This window comes from Streptomyces sp. NPDC015127 (assembly GCF_043080095.1).
Taxonomy (GTDB): Bacteria; Actinomycetota; Actinomycetes; order Streptomycetales; family Streptomycetaceae; genus Streptomyces.
Window position 1 is genome coordinate 128,917 of record NZ_JBIBVE010000008.1, and the last position, 13,657, is coordinate 142,573.

At 71.5% G+C, this 13,657-nt stretch carries 11 protein-coding genes; 7 read left to right on the forward strand and 4 right to left on the reverse strand.

Annotation, left to right across the window (positions count from 1 at the left end):
* Positions 1-2: 2 nt before the first annotated feature.
* The 3 genes from ACF08N_RS17430 (at position 3) to ACF08N_RS17440 (ending at position 2,522) form a co-directional block, all read left to right on the forward strand.
* Positions 3-869, forward strand: a complete 867-nt coding sequence (locus ACF08N_RS17430; protein ID WP_392325488.1) for a carbohydrate ABC transporter permease — start codon at positions 3-5, stop codon at positions 867-869.
* Complete coding sequence (locus ACF08N_RS17435; RefSeq protein WP_392325489.1) at positions 869-1,705, forward strand: carbohydrate ABC transporter permease; 837 nt, start codon at positions 869-871, stop codon at positions 1,703-1,705. The genes ACF08N_RS17430 and ACF08N_RS17435 overlap by 1 nt, the downstream gene beginning before the upstream one ends.
* A gap of 205 nt (positions 1,706-1,910) precedes the next feature.
* On the forward strand, positions 1,911-2,522 hold the full coding sequence (locus tag ACF08N_RS17440) for a helix-turn-helix domain-containing protein (protein ID WP_392325697.1): 612 nt from the start codon (positions 1,911-1,913) through the stop codon (positions 2,520-2,522).
* A gap of 20 nt (positions 2,523-2,542) precedes the next feature.
* Here the strand turns inward: ACF08N_RS17440 and ACF08N_RS17445 are convergent, their stop codons facing one another.
* The 4 genes from ACF08N_RS17445 to ACF08N_RS17460 all read right to left on the reverse strand — a co-directional run bounded on the left by ACF08N_RS17445 (position 2,543) and on the right by ACF08N_RS17460 (position 8,146).
* On the reverse strand, positions 2,543-3,517 hold the full coding sequence (locus ACF08N_RS17445) for a LuxR C-terminal-related transcriptional regulator (RefSeq protein ID WP_392325490.1): 975 nt from the start codon (positions 3,515-3,517) through the stop codon (positions 2,543-2,545).
* A 193-nt stretch (positions 3,518-3,710) separates the two neighbouring features.
* Positions 3,711-5,261 carry a M4 family metallopeptidase gene (locus ACF08N_RS17450; RefSeq protein WP_392325698.1) on the reverse strand — a complete coding sequence of 517 codons (1,551 nt, stop codon included), beginning with the start codon at positions 5,259-5,261 and terminating at the stop codon, positions 3,711-3,713.
* Between the two features lie 532 nt (positions 5,262-5,793).
* Positions 5,794-6,867 carry an RICIN domain-containing protein gene (locus ACF08N_RS17455; protein ID WP_392325491.1) on the reverse strand — a complete coding sequence of 358 codons (1,074 nt, stop codon included), beginning with the start codon at positions 6,865-6,867 and terminating at the stop codon, positions 5,794-5,796.
* A 253-nt stretch (positions 6,868-7,120) separates the two neighbouring features.
* Complete coding sequence (locus tag ACF08N_RS17460) at positions 7,121-8,146, reverse strand: ATP-dependent 6-phosphofructokinase (protein WP_392325492.1); 1,026 nt, start codon at positions 8,144-8,146, stop codon at positions 7,121-7,123.
* Between the two features lie 299 nt (positions 8,147-8,445).
* Between ACF08N_RS17460 and pta the strand changes: the two genes are divergently transcribed.
* The 4 genes from pta to ACF08N_RS17480 all read left to right on the forward strand — a co-directional run bounded on the left by pta (position 8,446) and on the right by ACF08N_RS17480 (position 13,638).
* Entirely contained in the window at positions 8,446-10,527 is a 2,082-nt protein-coding gene (gene pta / locus ACF08N_RS17465) for a phosphate acetyltransferase (RefSeq protein ID WP_392325493.1), read from the forward strand.
* Entirely contained in the window at positions 10,524-11,741 is a 1,218-nt protein-coding gene (locus ACF08N_RS17470) for an acetate kinase (RefSeq protein ID WP_392325494.1), read from the forward strand. The genes pta and ACF08N_RS17470 overlap by 4 nt, the downstream gene beginning before the upstream one ends.
* Positions 11,742-11,815: 74 nt before the next feature.
* On the forward strand, positions 11,816-13,246 hold the full coding sequence (gene pyk / locus ACF08N_RS17475) for a pyruvate kinase (protein WP_392325495.1): 1,431 nt from the start codon (positions 11,816-11,818) through the stop codon (positions 13,244-13,246).
* 122 nt (positions 13,247-13,368) lie between these two features.
* Complete coding sequence (locus tag ACF08N_RS17480) at positions 13,369-13,638, forward strand: type II toxin-antitoxin system prevent-host-death family antitoxin (RefSeq protein ID WP_392325496.1); 270 nt, start codon at positions 13,369-13,371, stop codon at positions 13,636-13,638.
* Positions 13,639-13,657 lie beyond the last annotated feature (19 nt).

A 13,657-nucleotide genomic window follows, 5' to 3' on the forward strand; every position in this document is an offset into this window, starting at 1 on the left:
CGGTGAGCGCCTCCCGGACGGGACGGTGGCGGTGGGTCCCGCTCGCCCCCGCCACCGTCCTCCTGCTGCTGTTCCTGGCCGGCCCGATCGGCTACTGCGTGTGGATCGCCTTCACGAACACGCAGCTCACCGGGCAGTCGGGCGCGGACTTCGTGGGTCTTGCGAACTTCCGGCGGGCCTTCGCCGACGACGGCTTCCGCAACGCGGTGTGGCTGACCCTCGTCTTCACGTTCGTCTCCGCGATCGCCGGCCAGAACACGCTGGGCCTGGCGCTGGCCGGTCTGATGCGTGTCGCGTCGCGCCCGGTGCGCACCCTCACCGGTGTTCTCGTGATCACGGCGTGGGTGCTGCCGGAGATCGTCGCGGCGTTCCTGCTCTACACCTTCTTCCGGCGCGAGGGCACGCTCAACGCGATCCTGGACTGGCTCCATCTGCCGTCCCAGAACTGGCTGTTCACGCTGCCGATCCTGGCCGTGTCGTTCGCCAACGTCTGGCGGGGCACCGCGTTCTCGATGCTGATCTACTCGGCGGCGCTGGCGGAGATCCCGCGCGACATCACGGAGGCGGCGGAGGTCGACGGGGCGAGCGGCCCGCGCCGCGTCTGGCACATCACCCTGCCCATGATCCGCCGCTCCATCGGCACCAACCTGATGCTCAACACCCTCTCCACGCTGTCCGTCTTCGGCCTGATCTGGGCGATGACCCGCGGCGGTCCGGGCAACCGCAGCCAGACACTGCCGGTGTTCATGTACGACCAGGCGTTCCTGAAGTCCCTGATCGGCTACGGCACGGCGGTGGCGCTGCTGCTCCTGCTCGTCGGGTCGCTGTTCTCGGTGGTGTACCTGCGTCTGATGAGGGTGGAGGTGTGATGCGGACCGTGCTGCGCCGTGCCACCCGCGCCCGGCTCGCGGCGAACGGCGCGCTGTTGGTGACCGCCGCGGCCTTCGCCGTGCCGCTGGTGTGGCTGCTGCTGGCGTCGGTGGACGCGGACGCCGACCTGCGCGTACGGGTGCCGTCGGCACCGACGGCGGAGAACTTCGACGCGGTGCTCACGGACGAGATCACGTTCACGCCGATGCTCAACAGTCTGCTGCTGTGCGGCGGGGCGACGGTGGTGTCGGTGGTGTGCGCGGCGCTCGCCGCGTATCCGCTCTCGCGCCACCGTTCGCGCCTCACCCGCCCGTATCTGCTCACGATCCTGTTCACGACGTGCCTGCCGATCACCGCGATCATGGTCCCGGTGTACGGGCTGTTCGTGCAGGTGAACCTGATCGACACGATGTACGGCACGGCACTGTTCCTCGCCGCCTCCCAACTGCCCTTCGCCATCTGGCTGATGAAGAACTTCATGGACGGCGTGCCGGTGGTGCTGGAGGAGGCGGCCTGGACGGACGGCGCATCGAGCCTGCAGACGCTGACCCGGGTGGTGCTGCCGCTGATGGGCCCCGGCCTGACGGTGGTGACGATCTACACGTTCATCATGCTGTGGGGGAACTTCTTCGTCCCCTTCATGCTGCTCCTGTCCCCCGAGCAACTGCCCGCGTCCGTCTCGATCTTCACCTTCTTCGGCAACTACGGCTCCGTCGTCTACGGTCAGCTCGCGGCGTTCTCGCTGCTGTACTCGGCGCCGGTGCTGGTGCTGTACGTGCTGATCGCGCGCAGGCTCGGCGGCGGGTTCGCTCTCGGCGGCGCGGTCAAGGGGTGACGCCCGCACGAGCGCCTATACCCTCCGGTAGCTGCGGCGTACGTGCACGGCTGTGGATCAGCTAGGAGATTCCTACGACATGTAGCTTGGGGGGAACGCACCGTAGTCGCCGGGGTGTACGAACCCGTACGTTGTGCCCGTGCAGCACACCCCCTCCCCACCCTTCAACGCCCCCGCCGCGCGCCGTCTCCGCGAGGCCCTGGGGATGGCGCCCGGTCATGTCGCCTACGGACTGCGGGCCCAGTACGGACTCCCGGTCACACCGGACACGGTCATGGCCTGGGAACGCGGACTCGCCACGCCCGGCACCCGGGAGCTGACCGCACTCGCGGGCGTCCTGTGGTGCTCCCCCGGCGAACTGCTGGCCGCCGCGACCACCCTGCGCGAGCACCGCATCGCGCGCGGCATGGCGCCCGACGACCTCGCCAGCCGGGTCGGTCTCGACGTGGCCGCGTACCGGCGGATGGAGGACTCGGGCCGCTGGCGCGGCAACGAGCGCCAGACCGCCGCGCTCGCCGACACACTGCGCCTGACCCCGCGGCAGCTGCTGACGGCGACGGGCCGCGACGAGGACCTCGCCGAGCTGCTGCGCAGCGCGGTGACCGCGCGCTGGCAGGCGTACGTCCGCCCGGTCGGCAAGATGCTCCCGCTGGACCGCGGCCACCTGGAGGCCGTGCTCCAGCAGCTGCACACCGAGTACCAGTCCCGGATGGTGGCGACCCTGAGCTGGGGTACGGCGTCGAGGGACACGGGCGAGGCCGGCCGTGACTTCCTGGACGACATCGTGGGCCGCTTCTGGGACCTGTCCGGCGGCTGACGCCCTCGCGCGCCGGCCGGTCACAGCCAGCCGCGGCGGGCGGCCAGGGCGCCGGCCTGGAACCTGCTCGTGGCACCCAGCCGTTCGAGCACCGTCTTGATCCGGCGTTCGACCGTGCGGGGGGAGACCCCGAAGTGGCGGGCGATGCGCAGATCGGTCGAGCCCGCGGCCATCAGGCACAGCAACTCGCGGTCGTTGTCGCCCAGATCGGTGTCGACCGTGCCTTCGACACCGAGCGGCATCGCCATCTCCCAGACGGTCTCGAAGAGGCTCAGGAACCCGTCGAGCAGGTCGGAACGGCCGATCACCAGCGACTCGGAGGTCCGGGTCCGCGACACCACCGGGACCAGGGCGAGGTCCTCGTCGAAGATGACCAGTTTCATCGGGGTCTTGGCGATGAAACGCCCCTCCTCGCCGTGGGCGAGGGTGTGGAGCATGCTCGTGCGGGCGGCCGGGTGGTTCAGGGCCTCGGCCGCGTAGATCGTCCGGTACGAGATGCCCTGGCTCATCCGCCGGAGCTGACGCCGGTCGTTGGTGCCGATCACCGCCGCGAAGGGCGGCGCGGCTATGCCACGCACACTGCTGCGGCAGTTCTCCTGGCCGGTCTCGAAGAGGTGCAGCATCTCCTCGTTGGACACGGCCCGGATCCGCGAGGCGCTGCCCGCGCCGCGGGCGGCGAGGTACTCCTGGGTGAGCGATTCGACGGCCCGGTGCGACTGGATCACCTGGTCCTCCAGCCGGCGCACCCACTCGGCGGCGACCGCGCTCGGCGGCAGGACGACCACCTTCAGCGGCACACCGGCGGCCGCTTCCGCGGCGCCCATGTCGACCAGCCGCTCCAGCGCCGCGCGGGTCTCGTGCTCGGTGAGGGAGGTCAGCGCGGCGAGCTCCGCGAGCTCCAGCCAGGGCGAGCGGGCGAGCTCGGCGTAGACCTTCTCCAGGACGGGGTCGTCGACCGGGAGGACACGGCCCTTGCCTCTTACCCGCTCCGCCATGACTGTCAGCTCCCCTCGGCCTGTTGCATACGGCGCAAGGGATGATCTCAGAGGCCCGGCGGGAGTGCGGTGAGGGGAAGCACAGTTTTTGCAGGAACCTTGCACCGTCGCGGGGCCGTGCCGTCCCGCCCGGTGGAGGGGCGGTACGGCACGGCCGGGGACGACGGCGTCGTCCCGCCGGATCAGCGGGGCGTCACTTGACGTTGACCGCGGCCCAGGCGGCGTTCACCGCCTGGTACTCGGCGCTGCTCGCGCCGTACAGGTCGGTCGCGGCCGACAGCGTCGCGGTGCGGGCGCCCGCGTAGTCGGTGGTGGAGGTCATGTACGCGGTCAGGGCCTTGTACCAGATGCGCTCGGCCGCGGCCCGGCCGATGCCGCTGACGGCCTTGCCGTCGTAGGTCGGGCTGTCGTAGCTCACGCCGTTGATCGTCTTGGCGCCGCTGCCCTCGGACAGCAGGTAGAAGAAGTGGTTGGCGGGACCGGACGAGTAGTGGACGTCGATCCGGTTGATGCCCTTGTACCAGTAGTCCTTGGAGTTGCCGTCCTTGCTGGGCTTGTCCATGTAGCGCAGCGGGGTACCGTTCCCGCGGATGTCGATCTTCTCGCCGATGAGGTAGTCGCCGGGGTCGGCGGAGTTCGACGCGGCGAACTCGGCGGCGGCGCCGAAGATGTCGGAGGTGGCCTCGTTGAGACCGCCCGACTCGCCGCGGTAGACGAGCTTCGCGGTGTTGGAGGTGACGCCGTGGGTCATCTCGTGGGCGGCGACGTCCAGCGAGGTGAGCGGCTTGGCGTTGTTGGCGCCGTCGCCGTAGGTCATGCAGAAGCAGGAGTCGGACCAGAAGGCGTTGACGTACGCGTTGCCGTAGTGGACGCGGGAGTACGCGGCGACCCCGTCGTTCCTGATGCCGCTGCGGCCGTGGACGGACTTGTAGTAGTCCCAGGTGACCGCTGCGCCGTAGTGCGCGTCGACCGCGGCGCTCTGCCGGCCGCCGCCCCAGACGTCGTCGGCGTCGTTGAACAGCGTGCCGGTGCCCGAGGTGCCGCCGTTCAGGTCGAAGGTGCGGTGGCCGCCGCGCAGCCCGTCCTTCAGGTCGAAGCTGCTGCCGTTGGGTGTGGTGGTCAGCGGGACCGTGCCGTTGTAGTCGCCGGTGCCGGTGCCGGTGTGGACCGTCTCGTAGGAGTACAGCTCCGCTCCGGTGGCCGCGTCCGTCACGACGTGCAGCTCGCTCGGCGTGCCGTCGTGCTGCACTCCGGTGACGACGGTCTCCCAGGCCAGTACGGGCTTGCCGGACGCCGCCCAGACGACCTTGCGGGGCGCGCCCTCGGCGGCGGCCTTGTCGGTCTCTCCGGCGGCGGCCGCCGTCAGGGCGGACTTCTGCGCGGCCGACGCGGACACCTTCGCGTCCGTGCCCGGCACGGATATGCGGGCCGCAGTCGCCTTGGTGACCGAGCGCTTGCCGTTCTTCCGCTCGTGGACGACGAGGTCGCCGCCGAGGACGGGCAGTCCGGCGTACGTGCGCTCGTAGCGCGTGTGCACCGTGCCGTCGGCGTCCTTGATGACATCGCGGACGACAAGCCTCTCCTGGTCCCCGAGTCCGAGCGTCTGCGCCTCGGCGGCGGCCCCGGCCTGGGCCGCCCGGAGAGCGGAGGCGCGGTCGGCGGGCGCCTGCGCGCTCGCCGCGGCGCCGTCCGCCCGGTCCGCCTGGGCGGTTGCCGAACCGGTCTGCATACCGACGACGACCATCGCGGCCGACGCCGCGAGAACTGCGGCTCGGGTGGTCGCCCTGCGGGTGGTGCTGCGTGTCACTCAAGTCTCCTCGGCAGGGGGGCCGCGCGGTGTCCGCGGCCCGGCGGGGGGGTGAGCGGCGGGGGTAACGCCGCCCTGATGCGGTGTCAGGAGCTCGTCGGCAGGCCGACGCCTGCACCGGCGGACAGCGTGGGGAGGAAGTGCCGGGTGGGGCGGGGGTGTTCGGCCTGCCTGGTTGAACCCGGCCGAGACTGCCAGCAATCAGTGGCTGAATGACAGAGGACAGACAAATGAAGCGCTGTCGTATACCCGACATGCCGAATCGCGTCAGCGGCAACGTCCGCTTTGCCCGCCCGAGGTGCCCGCCGAAGAGCCGTTGGAGCCCGTTCCGGGCGAATTGACGGCGACAGCGCGAAGGCGCGGTTCATCCGGAACGTGCGCGCGCCCGTTCATCCGGGACGCGCGACCCGCTCGCGCGGAACATGCGCGTGTTCCTCACGGGTGCGCGCCGAACGGCGCGCGCGCCCGCTCAACCCGTCGCGGCGGGCGCCTTGCGGTCGAAGGCGAAGAGCTGCCCCTTCGCGTCGGCGGCGCAGGCGAGTTGCCGCAGCGGCGCCCCCGCCCGCGCGGTCCCCTCCTCCACGCCGACGCACAGGTCGCTGTGGAGCGGCCGCAGCCGGTAGCCGCGTACGGGCGTGCCGACCGGCTCCAGGCGGAACGCCTCGGCCGGTCCGCGCTTGCCGCACTCCTGGTCCTCCACGGGGGCGCCGGCCTCCGGCGACTTGTCCCGCACGCCCGTGCAGCCCTCGCCGAACCTCTGATGGAACGTCACGAGCCGCCAGCCGCCCTCGACGCGCTTGAGTGAGAAGCTCGGGATCGAGTCCGGTGCGCAAGGGCGCTGGAACAGCTGGCCGTTCTGGCCGCCGTCCTCGGCGAGGCACAGACCGGAGTGCACGGCCCTGATCGTCACGGCTCCGGGCGCGGGCGCGGGGCCCGGCCCGGACGCAGCAGGGGCGGGCCGGACGTCCCCCTGCCCCTCCTCGCGCCCCTTCCCCTTTCCGTCCCCGTCGCCGGGCAGGGCGACGGCGGCGGCCACGGCAGCGGCGGCGCACAGGACTCCGGCGACGGGCAGCAGGACCCTGGCCCGGCGGCGCGGCCGGGGCGCGGAGGGGCCGCCCGCGGAAGACCCCGGCCCCGCGGGTGCGGCTCCGCCCGTGGCCAGGCGGACCGTGTCGGCCGTGTCGGCCGTGTCGGCCGTGTCGGCCGTGTCGGCCGTGGGCGGGACGTCGTCCGGTGCCTCTCCGGCCTGCCGTTCACCGCGCGCCAGCTCCTTGCGCACCCGCAGCCAGGTGTCCAGGTCACCCGGGTCGCACCCGCAGGCCCGTACGAAGGCGGCGACCAGTTCCTCGCGCGGCACCGAGCCGCGGCCGAGCATGTTGGCGACGGTGGAGCGCGGGAGCACGTCGCCGACGGCCTCGGCGCGGGAGGTCAGTTCGCGGTAGGTCAGACCCGACCAGTCCTTGAGCGCCTGCAGAGCGGCGACGAACTGCGCCGCGTCCGCTGCCCGTTCCGGATCCGGAGCACCGCTCCTGGCCCCCGTCATCCGCGCTCCTCCCGCCGGTTCACCTGCTGGGACAGGATGGGACATGTCCCGGACAAGCCACAGCCTTGCGCGGGGCGCCGCGGAACTCAAGAGTGATCTGCGCCAACCGGATTCCCGCGCTCAGGACGCGGGGCCGGCCGGGCGGCGGGGGAAAAGACGGGGGAACCACGGGGACACGGGGGAAGCACGAGCGGCCCCGGCCGTCCGGGGAAGGACGACCGGGGCCGCTCGGCAGGGCAGCGGGAGCGGAGGGTCAGAAGACGGACTCCGCCTCGAACACCCGGTCCTCCGGCACGGTCTTCAGCCGCGTGACCGCCTCGGCCAGCGGCACCATCACCACGTCCGTGCCGCGCAGGGCCGTCATCTTGCCGAAGTCGCCGCGGTGCGCCGCCTCCACCGCGTGCCAGCCGAAGCGGGTGGCGAGGACGCGGTCGTACGCGGTCGGTGTGCCGCCGCGCTGCACGTGGCCCAGGATGACCGGCTTGGCCTCCTTGCCGAGGCGCCGCTCCAGCTCCGCGGCCAGCCGGTTGCCGATGCCCTGGAAGCGCTCGTGCCCGAACTGGTCGATCTCGCCCTTGGCGTACTCCATCGATCCCTCGGCGGGGTGGGCGCCCTCGGCGACGCAGACGACCGCGAACTTCTTGCCGCGCGCGAAACGCTCCTCGACCATCTTCACCAGGTCGTCGACCTCGAAGGGCCGCTCGGGCAGGCAGATGCCGTGCGCGCCGCCCGCCATGCCCGACTCCAGGGCGATCCAGCCCGCGTGCCGGCCCATGACCTCGACGACCATCACGCGCTGGTGCGACTCGGCGGTCGTCTTGAGGCGGTCGATGGCCTCGGTGGCGACCATGACGGCGGTGTCGAAGCCGAAGGTCCGGTCGGTGGACGAGATGTCGTTGTCGATCGTCTTGGGCACGCCGACGACGGGCATCCCGGCCTCGGACAGCATGCGGGAGGCGGTCAGCGTGCCCTCGCCGCCGATGGGGATGAGCGCGTCGATGCCGTACTGCTTGGCCAACTCGGCCGCGTTCTCCGCGGCTTCGCGCAGCCGGTCGCGCTCCAGGCGGGTGGAGCCGAGGATGGTGCCGCCGCGAGCGAGGATGCCGGCCACCGCATTGAGGTCGAGGGGGCGGTAGTGGCCGTCGAGCAGACCGCGGAAGCCGTCCTCGAAACCGATGACCTCGTCGCCGTGGCCGGTCAGGGCGCGGTGGACGACCGACCGGATCACTGCGTTCAGGCCCGGACAGTCGCCGCCTGCGGTGAGAACTCCGATACGCATCGTGCCGTGTCTCCTGCCCGTCGTGGAACGTGTGAGCCCGGTCCGATTGTCCCACGGTGCCCGAACCGCCCGCGCTCCCAGTCGCCCCCCCAGCCGTTCCCCCGGACGGACCGGGCCGTCCCCCGCCGGAGGCCGGGCCGCGCAGCGGCCGACGGGCGCATTATCGACCCTCAGGGGTATTGTCAAGAGGGCAATGCCGCCCCGGGCGGCCCTTCTGCACGCCCACATCCGTTCGGCCGCCCGCCCGCGGTCCGCCCGGAACGACGTACCGGAACGACGCAATGGACGGGAGAGCACGCGTGACGCGCAGCGTGTACGTGACCGGGATCGACCGCGGAGACGGACGGCAGGTGGTCGAGCTGGGGGTCATGGAGCTCCTGACCCGCCAGGTGGACCGGGTGGGCGTCTTCCGCCCGCTCGTCCACGACGGTCCCGACCGGCTCTTCGAGCTGCTGCGGGCGCGCTACCGGCTGTCCCAGGACCCGGCGTCGGTGTACGGCATCGACTACCACGAGGCGGCGGCGCTGCAGGCCGAGAAGGGCACCGACGAGCTCGTGGCCGCCCTGGTCGAGCGCTTCCTGCGAGTGGCCAGGGACTACGAGGTGGTCCTGGTCCTCGGCACGGACTACGCGGGCACGCAGCTCCCGGACGAGCTGGCGCTCAACGCCCGGCTGGCGAACGAGTTCGGCGCCTCGGTGATCGCCGTGGTCGGCGGCAAGGGCCAGACCCAGGAGTCCGTACGGGCGGAGACCCGCAACGCCTACCGCGCGTACGAGGGCCTGGGCTGCAACGTCCTCGCGATGGTCGCCAACCGGGTGGCGCCCGGCGACCGCGCCGCGATAGCCGAGCGGCTCGCGGCCCGCCTCCCCGTCCCCTGCTACGTGCTGCCCGACGAGCCCGCGCTCGCCGCGCCCACGGTCGCCCAGATCACGCACGCCCTCGGGGGCACCGTGCTGCTCGGCGACGACTCCGGGCTCGCGCGCGACGCGCTGGACTTCGTCTTCGGCGGCGCGATGCTGCCGAACTTCCTCGGCGCCCTGACGCCGGGCTGCATGGTGGTCACGCCGGGCGACCGCGCCGACCTGGTCGTGGGCGCGCTCGCCGCGCACTCCGCGGGCACCCCGCCCATCGCCGGCGTGCTGCTGACGCTGAACGAGCGCCCCAGCGAGGAGATCCTCACCCTCGCCTCCCGCCTCGCCCCCGGCACGCCGGTGGTCTCGGTCGCGGGCAACAGCTTCCCGACGGCCGGTGAACTGTTCGCGCTGGAGGGCAAGTTGAACGCCTCCACCCCCCGCAAGGCGGAGACCGCGCTGGGTCTGTTCGAGCGCCACGTGGACGCCGCGGACCTGCTGGCCCGGCTCGCGGTCGCCCGCAGCGGGCGGGTGACGCCGATGATGTTCGAGCACGAGCTGCTGGAGCAGGCCCGCGCCGACCGCCGCCGTGTCGTGCTGCCGGAGGGCACGGAGGAGCGGGTGCTGCGCGCCGCCGACGTGCTGATCCGCCGCGACGTATGCGACCTGACGCTGCTCGGCGACACCGAGCAGATCCGCAAGAAGGCCGCCGACCTGGGCATCGACCTCTCGGCGGCCCAGCTGATCGACCCGCAGACCTCCGAGCTGCGCCAGACCTTCGCCGAGCGGTACGCGGGGCTGCGCGCGCACAAGGGCGTGACGGTGGAGCTGGCGTACGACGTGGTCGCGGACGTGAACTACTTCGGCACGCTGATGGTCGACGGGGGCCTGGCCGACGGCATGGTGTCGGGCTCGGTGCACTCCACCGCGGCGACGATCCGCCCGGGGTTCGAGATCATCAAGACAAAGCCCGAGGCGTCGATCGTGTCGTCCGTCTTCTTCATGTGCCTGGCCGACCGGGTGCTCGTGTACGGCGACTGCGCGGTCAACCCGGACCCGAACGCCGAGCAGCTCGCGGACATCGCGATCCAGTCGGCGGCGACGGCCGCCCGCTTCGGCGTGGAGCCGCGGATCGCGATGCTGTCGTACTCCACGGGCACGTCGGGCACGGGCGCGGACGTGGACAAGGTGCGCGAGGCGACCAAGCTGGTCCGGGACTCCCGGCCCGACCTGCGGATCGAGGGTCCGATCCAGTACGACGCGGCGGTCGAGCCGTCCGTCGCGGCGACGAAGCTGCCCGATTCCGAGGTGGCGGGCCGGGCGACGGTCCTGATCTTCCCGGACCTGAACACCGGCAACAACACGTACAAGGCCGTGCAGCGCTCGGCGGGCGCCGTGGCGGTCGGCCCGGTGCTGCAGGGTCTGCGCAAGCCGGTCAACGACCTCTCGCGCGGCGCACTCGTCAGCGACATCGTCAACACGGTCGCGATCACCGCGATCCAGTCCCAGGCTCAGGAGCTCCCGGCATGACGGCCACCCGTGTACTCGTCCTCAACTCCGGCTCGTCGTCGGTGAAGTACCAGTTGCTGGACATGCGCGACAGCACGCGGCTGGCCGTCGGCCTGGTCGAGCGGATCGGCGAGTCCACCTCGCGCCTGGTGCACACCCCGCTGGCCGGTGACGGCGAGAAGCGGGAGCGTACGGGCGCGATCGCGGACCACTCGGCCGCGCTGAAGGCGGTCGCCGACGAGCTGGCGCGCGACGGTCTCGGCCTGGACTCCCCCGAGCTGGCGGCGATCGGCCACCGGGTGGTGCACGGGGGCCTGAAGTTCACCGAGCCGACGGTGATCACGGACGAGGTGATGGCGGAGATCGAGCGCCTGGTCCCGGTCGCCCCGCTGCACAACCCGGCGAACATCACGGGCATCCGGACCGCCCAGGCGCTGCGGCCCGACCTGCCGCAGGTCGCGGTGTTCGACACGGCGTTCCACACGACGATGCCGGAGTCGGCCGCCCGGTACGCCATCGACGTCGAGACGGCCGACGCCCACCGCATCCGCCGCTACGGCTTCCACGGCACCTCGCACGCGTACGTGTCGCGGGCGACGGCGGCGCTGCTGGGCAAGGATCCGTCCGAGGTGAACGTCATCGTGCTGCACCTCGGCAACGGCGCGTCCGCCTCGGCGGTGGCGGGCGGCCGCTGCGTGGACACCTCGATGGGGCTGACCCCCTTGGAGGGGCTCGTGATGGGTACGCGGTCCGGGGACGTCGACCCGGCGGTGACGTTCCACCTCATGCGGGTGGCGGGAATGTCGGCGGACGAGATCGACGTCCTGCTCAACAAGAAGAGCGGTCTGGTCGGCCTGTGCGGCGACAACGACATGCGGGAGATCCGCCGCCGTGTCGACGCGGGCGACGAGCGGGCGACGCTGGCGTTCGACATTTACGTCCACCGGCTGAAGAAGTACATCGGGGCGTATTGCGCGGTGCTCGGCCGGGTGGACGCGGTCGCTTTCACGGCCGGGGTCGGTGAGAACGCGGCGCCGGTGCGGGAGGCTGCGATCGCCGGCCTGGAGCAGCTGGGCCTCGCGGTGGACGCCGGGCTGAACGCCGTGCGCTCGGACGAGGCGCGGCTGATCTCGCCGCGGGACGCACGGGTCGCGGTGGCCGTGGTCCCGACCGACGAGGAGCTGGAGATCGCCAGGCAGAGCTACGACCTTGTAGGGAAAAAGGTGAACGCCTGAGCGGACCGGCGCCCATTTGTACATTCCACCAGACGGAATATTCCGCAGAGAAACAAACCGATAGGATCCGCCTTATGCGCCGTTCCAAAATCGTCTGCACACTGGGCCCCGCCGTCGACTCCTACGAGCAGCTGAAAGCGCTCATCGAGGCCGGCATGAACGTGGCCCGTTTCAACATGAGCCACGGGTCCCACGCTGAGCACGAGGAGCGGTATCACCGCCTGCGTCAGGCGTGCGAGGACACGGGCCACGCCGTCGGCGTGCTGGCCGACCTCCAGGGCCCCAAGATCCGCCTGGAGACCTTCGCCGAGGGGCCGGTCGAACTGGTCCGCGGCGACGAGTTCACCATCACCACCGAGGACGTCCCCGGCGACAAGTCGATCTGCGGGACCACGTACAAGGGCCTCCCCGGTGACGTGTCCAAGGGCGACCAGGTCCTGATCAACGACGGCAACGTCGAGCTGCGCGTCGTCGAGGTGGACGGCCGGCGGGTCAAGACGATCGTCGTCGAGGGCGGCGTCATCTCCGACCACAAGGGCATCAACCTTCCCGGCGCGGCGGTCAACGTCCCGGCGCTGTCCGAGAAGGACGTCGAGGACCTGCGCTTCGCGCTCCGCATGGGCTGCGACCTGGTGGCGCTCTCGTTCGTCCGCGACGCGAGCGACGTCAAGGACGTCCACAAGGTGATGGACGAGGAGGGCCGCCGGGTCCCGGTCATCGCCAAGGTAGAGAAGCCGCAGGCCGTCGCCAACATGCAGGACGTCGTGATGGCGTTCGACGGCGTGATGGTCGCGCGCGGCGACCTGGCCGTCGAGTACCCCCTCGAGCGGGTCCCGATGGTGCAGAAGCGGCTCATCGAGATGTGCCGCCGCAACGCCAAGCCGGTCATCGTCGCCACCCAGATGATGGAGTCGATGATCACCAACTCCCGCCCCACGCGAGCCGAGGCGTCCGACGTCGCCAACGCGATCCTGGACGGCGCGGACGCGGTCATGCTGTCCGCGGAGTCCTCGGTCGGCGCGTACCCGATCGAGACGGTCAGGACGATGTCGAAGATCGTCGTGGCCGCGGAGGAGGAGCTGCTCTCCAAGGGTCTGCAGCCGCTGGTCCCGGGCAAGAAGCCGCGCACCCAGGGCGGTTCGGTGGCCCGTGCGGCCTGCGAGATCGCGGACTTCCTGGACGGCAAGGCGCTGGTGGCCTTCACCAAGTCCGGCGACACGGCCCGCCGCCTGTGCCGCTACCGCGCGTCCCAGCCGATCCTGGCCTTCACCACGGACGAGTCCACCCGCAACCAGCTGTCGCTGAGCTGGGGCGTGGAGTCCTTCCTGGCGCCGTTCGTGGAGACGACGGACGCGATGGTGGAACTGGTCGATGCGGCCCTGCTGAAGCTCCAGCGCTACAACGAGGGCGACACCATGATCATCACCGCGGGCTCCCCTCCGGGCGTCCCGGGCACGACGAACATGGTCCGCGTGCATCACCTGGGTGGTCAGTCGAAGTCCTGACGTCTCGCCGACACTCGGCTCGAAGGGCGGCTTCCGGTAGGGACACCGGGGGCCGCCTTTCGCATGGGCGGATCCTGTAGCACCTGGTAGCACACCATGCCGCGACCCCGTATCGTGACACCATGAGCGCGCAACCCGAGATCACCCAACGCGACCTCCGCCAGCGGTCGAAAGAGATCATGGACGCCGTCCAGCACGGTCAGTCGTTCACGGTCACCCGGGACGGCCACCGGATCGGAGAGCTTGTCCCGCTGCGCCGGCGCAGGCGGTTCGTGCCACGCGCGGAGTTCGCGGCGCTGTCGCGGTCCGCGCCCGACATCTCGCTCGACGCCTTCCGGGCCGACCAGGAGATGACCGCCGAGCAGGGAGCGGACGACCCGTATGCCCGCTGACCCCGCTGCGGGGGGACCT

Bases quoted from the DNA above. Each gene is read 5' to 3' on its own strand.
- ACF08N_RS17450 (WP_392325698.1), bottom strand. From the start codon at position 5,261: ATGGTCGTCGTCGGTATGCAGACCGGTTCGGCAACCGCCCAGGCGGAC.
- ACF08N_RS17435 (WP_392325489.1), top strand. From the start codon at position 869: ATGCGGACCGTGCTGCGCCGTGCCACCCGCGCCCGGCTCGCGGCGAAC.
- pyk (WP_392325495.1), top strand. From the start codon at position 11,816: ATGCGCCGTTCCAAAATCGTCTGCACACTGGGCCCCGCCGTCGACTCC.
- ACF08N_RS17445 (WP_392325490.1), bottom strand. From the start codon at position 3,517: ATGGCGGAGCGGGTAAGAGGCAAGGGCCGTGTCCTCCCGGTCGACGAC.
- ACF08N_RS17480 (WP_392325496.1), top strand. From the start codon at position 13,369: ATGAGCGCGCAACCCGAGATCACCCAACGCGACCTCCGCCAGCGGTCG.
- ACF08N_RS17460 (WP_392325492.1), bottom strand. From the start codon at position 8,146: ATGCGTATCGGAGTTCTCACCGCAGGCGGCGACTGTCCGGGCCTGAAC.
- ACF08N_RS17455 (WP_392325491.1), bottom strand. From the start codon at position 6,867: ATGACGGGGGCCAGGAGCGGTGCTCCGGATCCGGAACGGGCAGCGGAC.
- ACF08N_RS17470 (WP_392325494.1), top strand. From the start codon at position 10,524: ATGACGGCCACCCGTGTACTCGTCCTCAACTCCGGCTCGTCGTCGGTG.
- ACF08N_RS17440 (WP_392325697.1), top strand. From the start codon at position 1,911: ATGGCGCCCGGTCATGTCGCCTACGGACTGCGGGCCCAGTACGGACTC.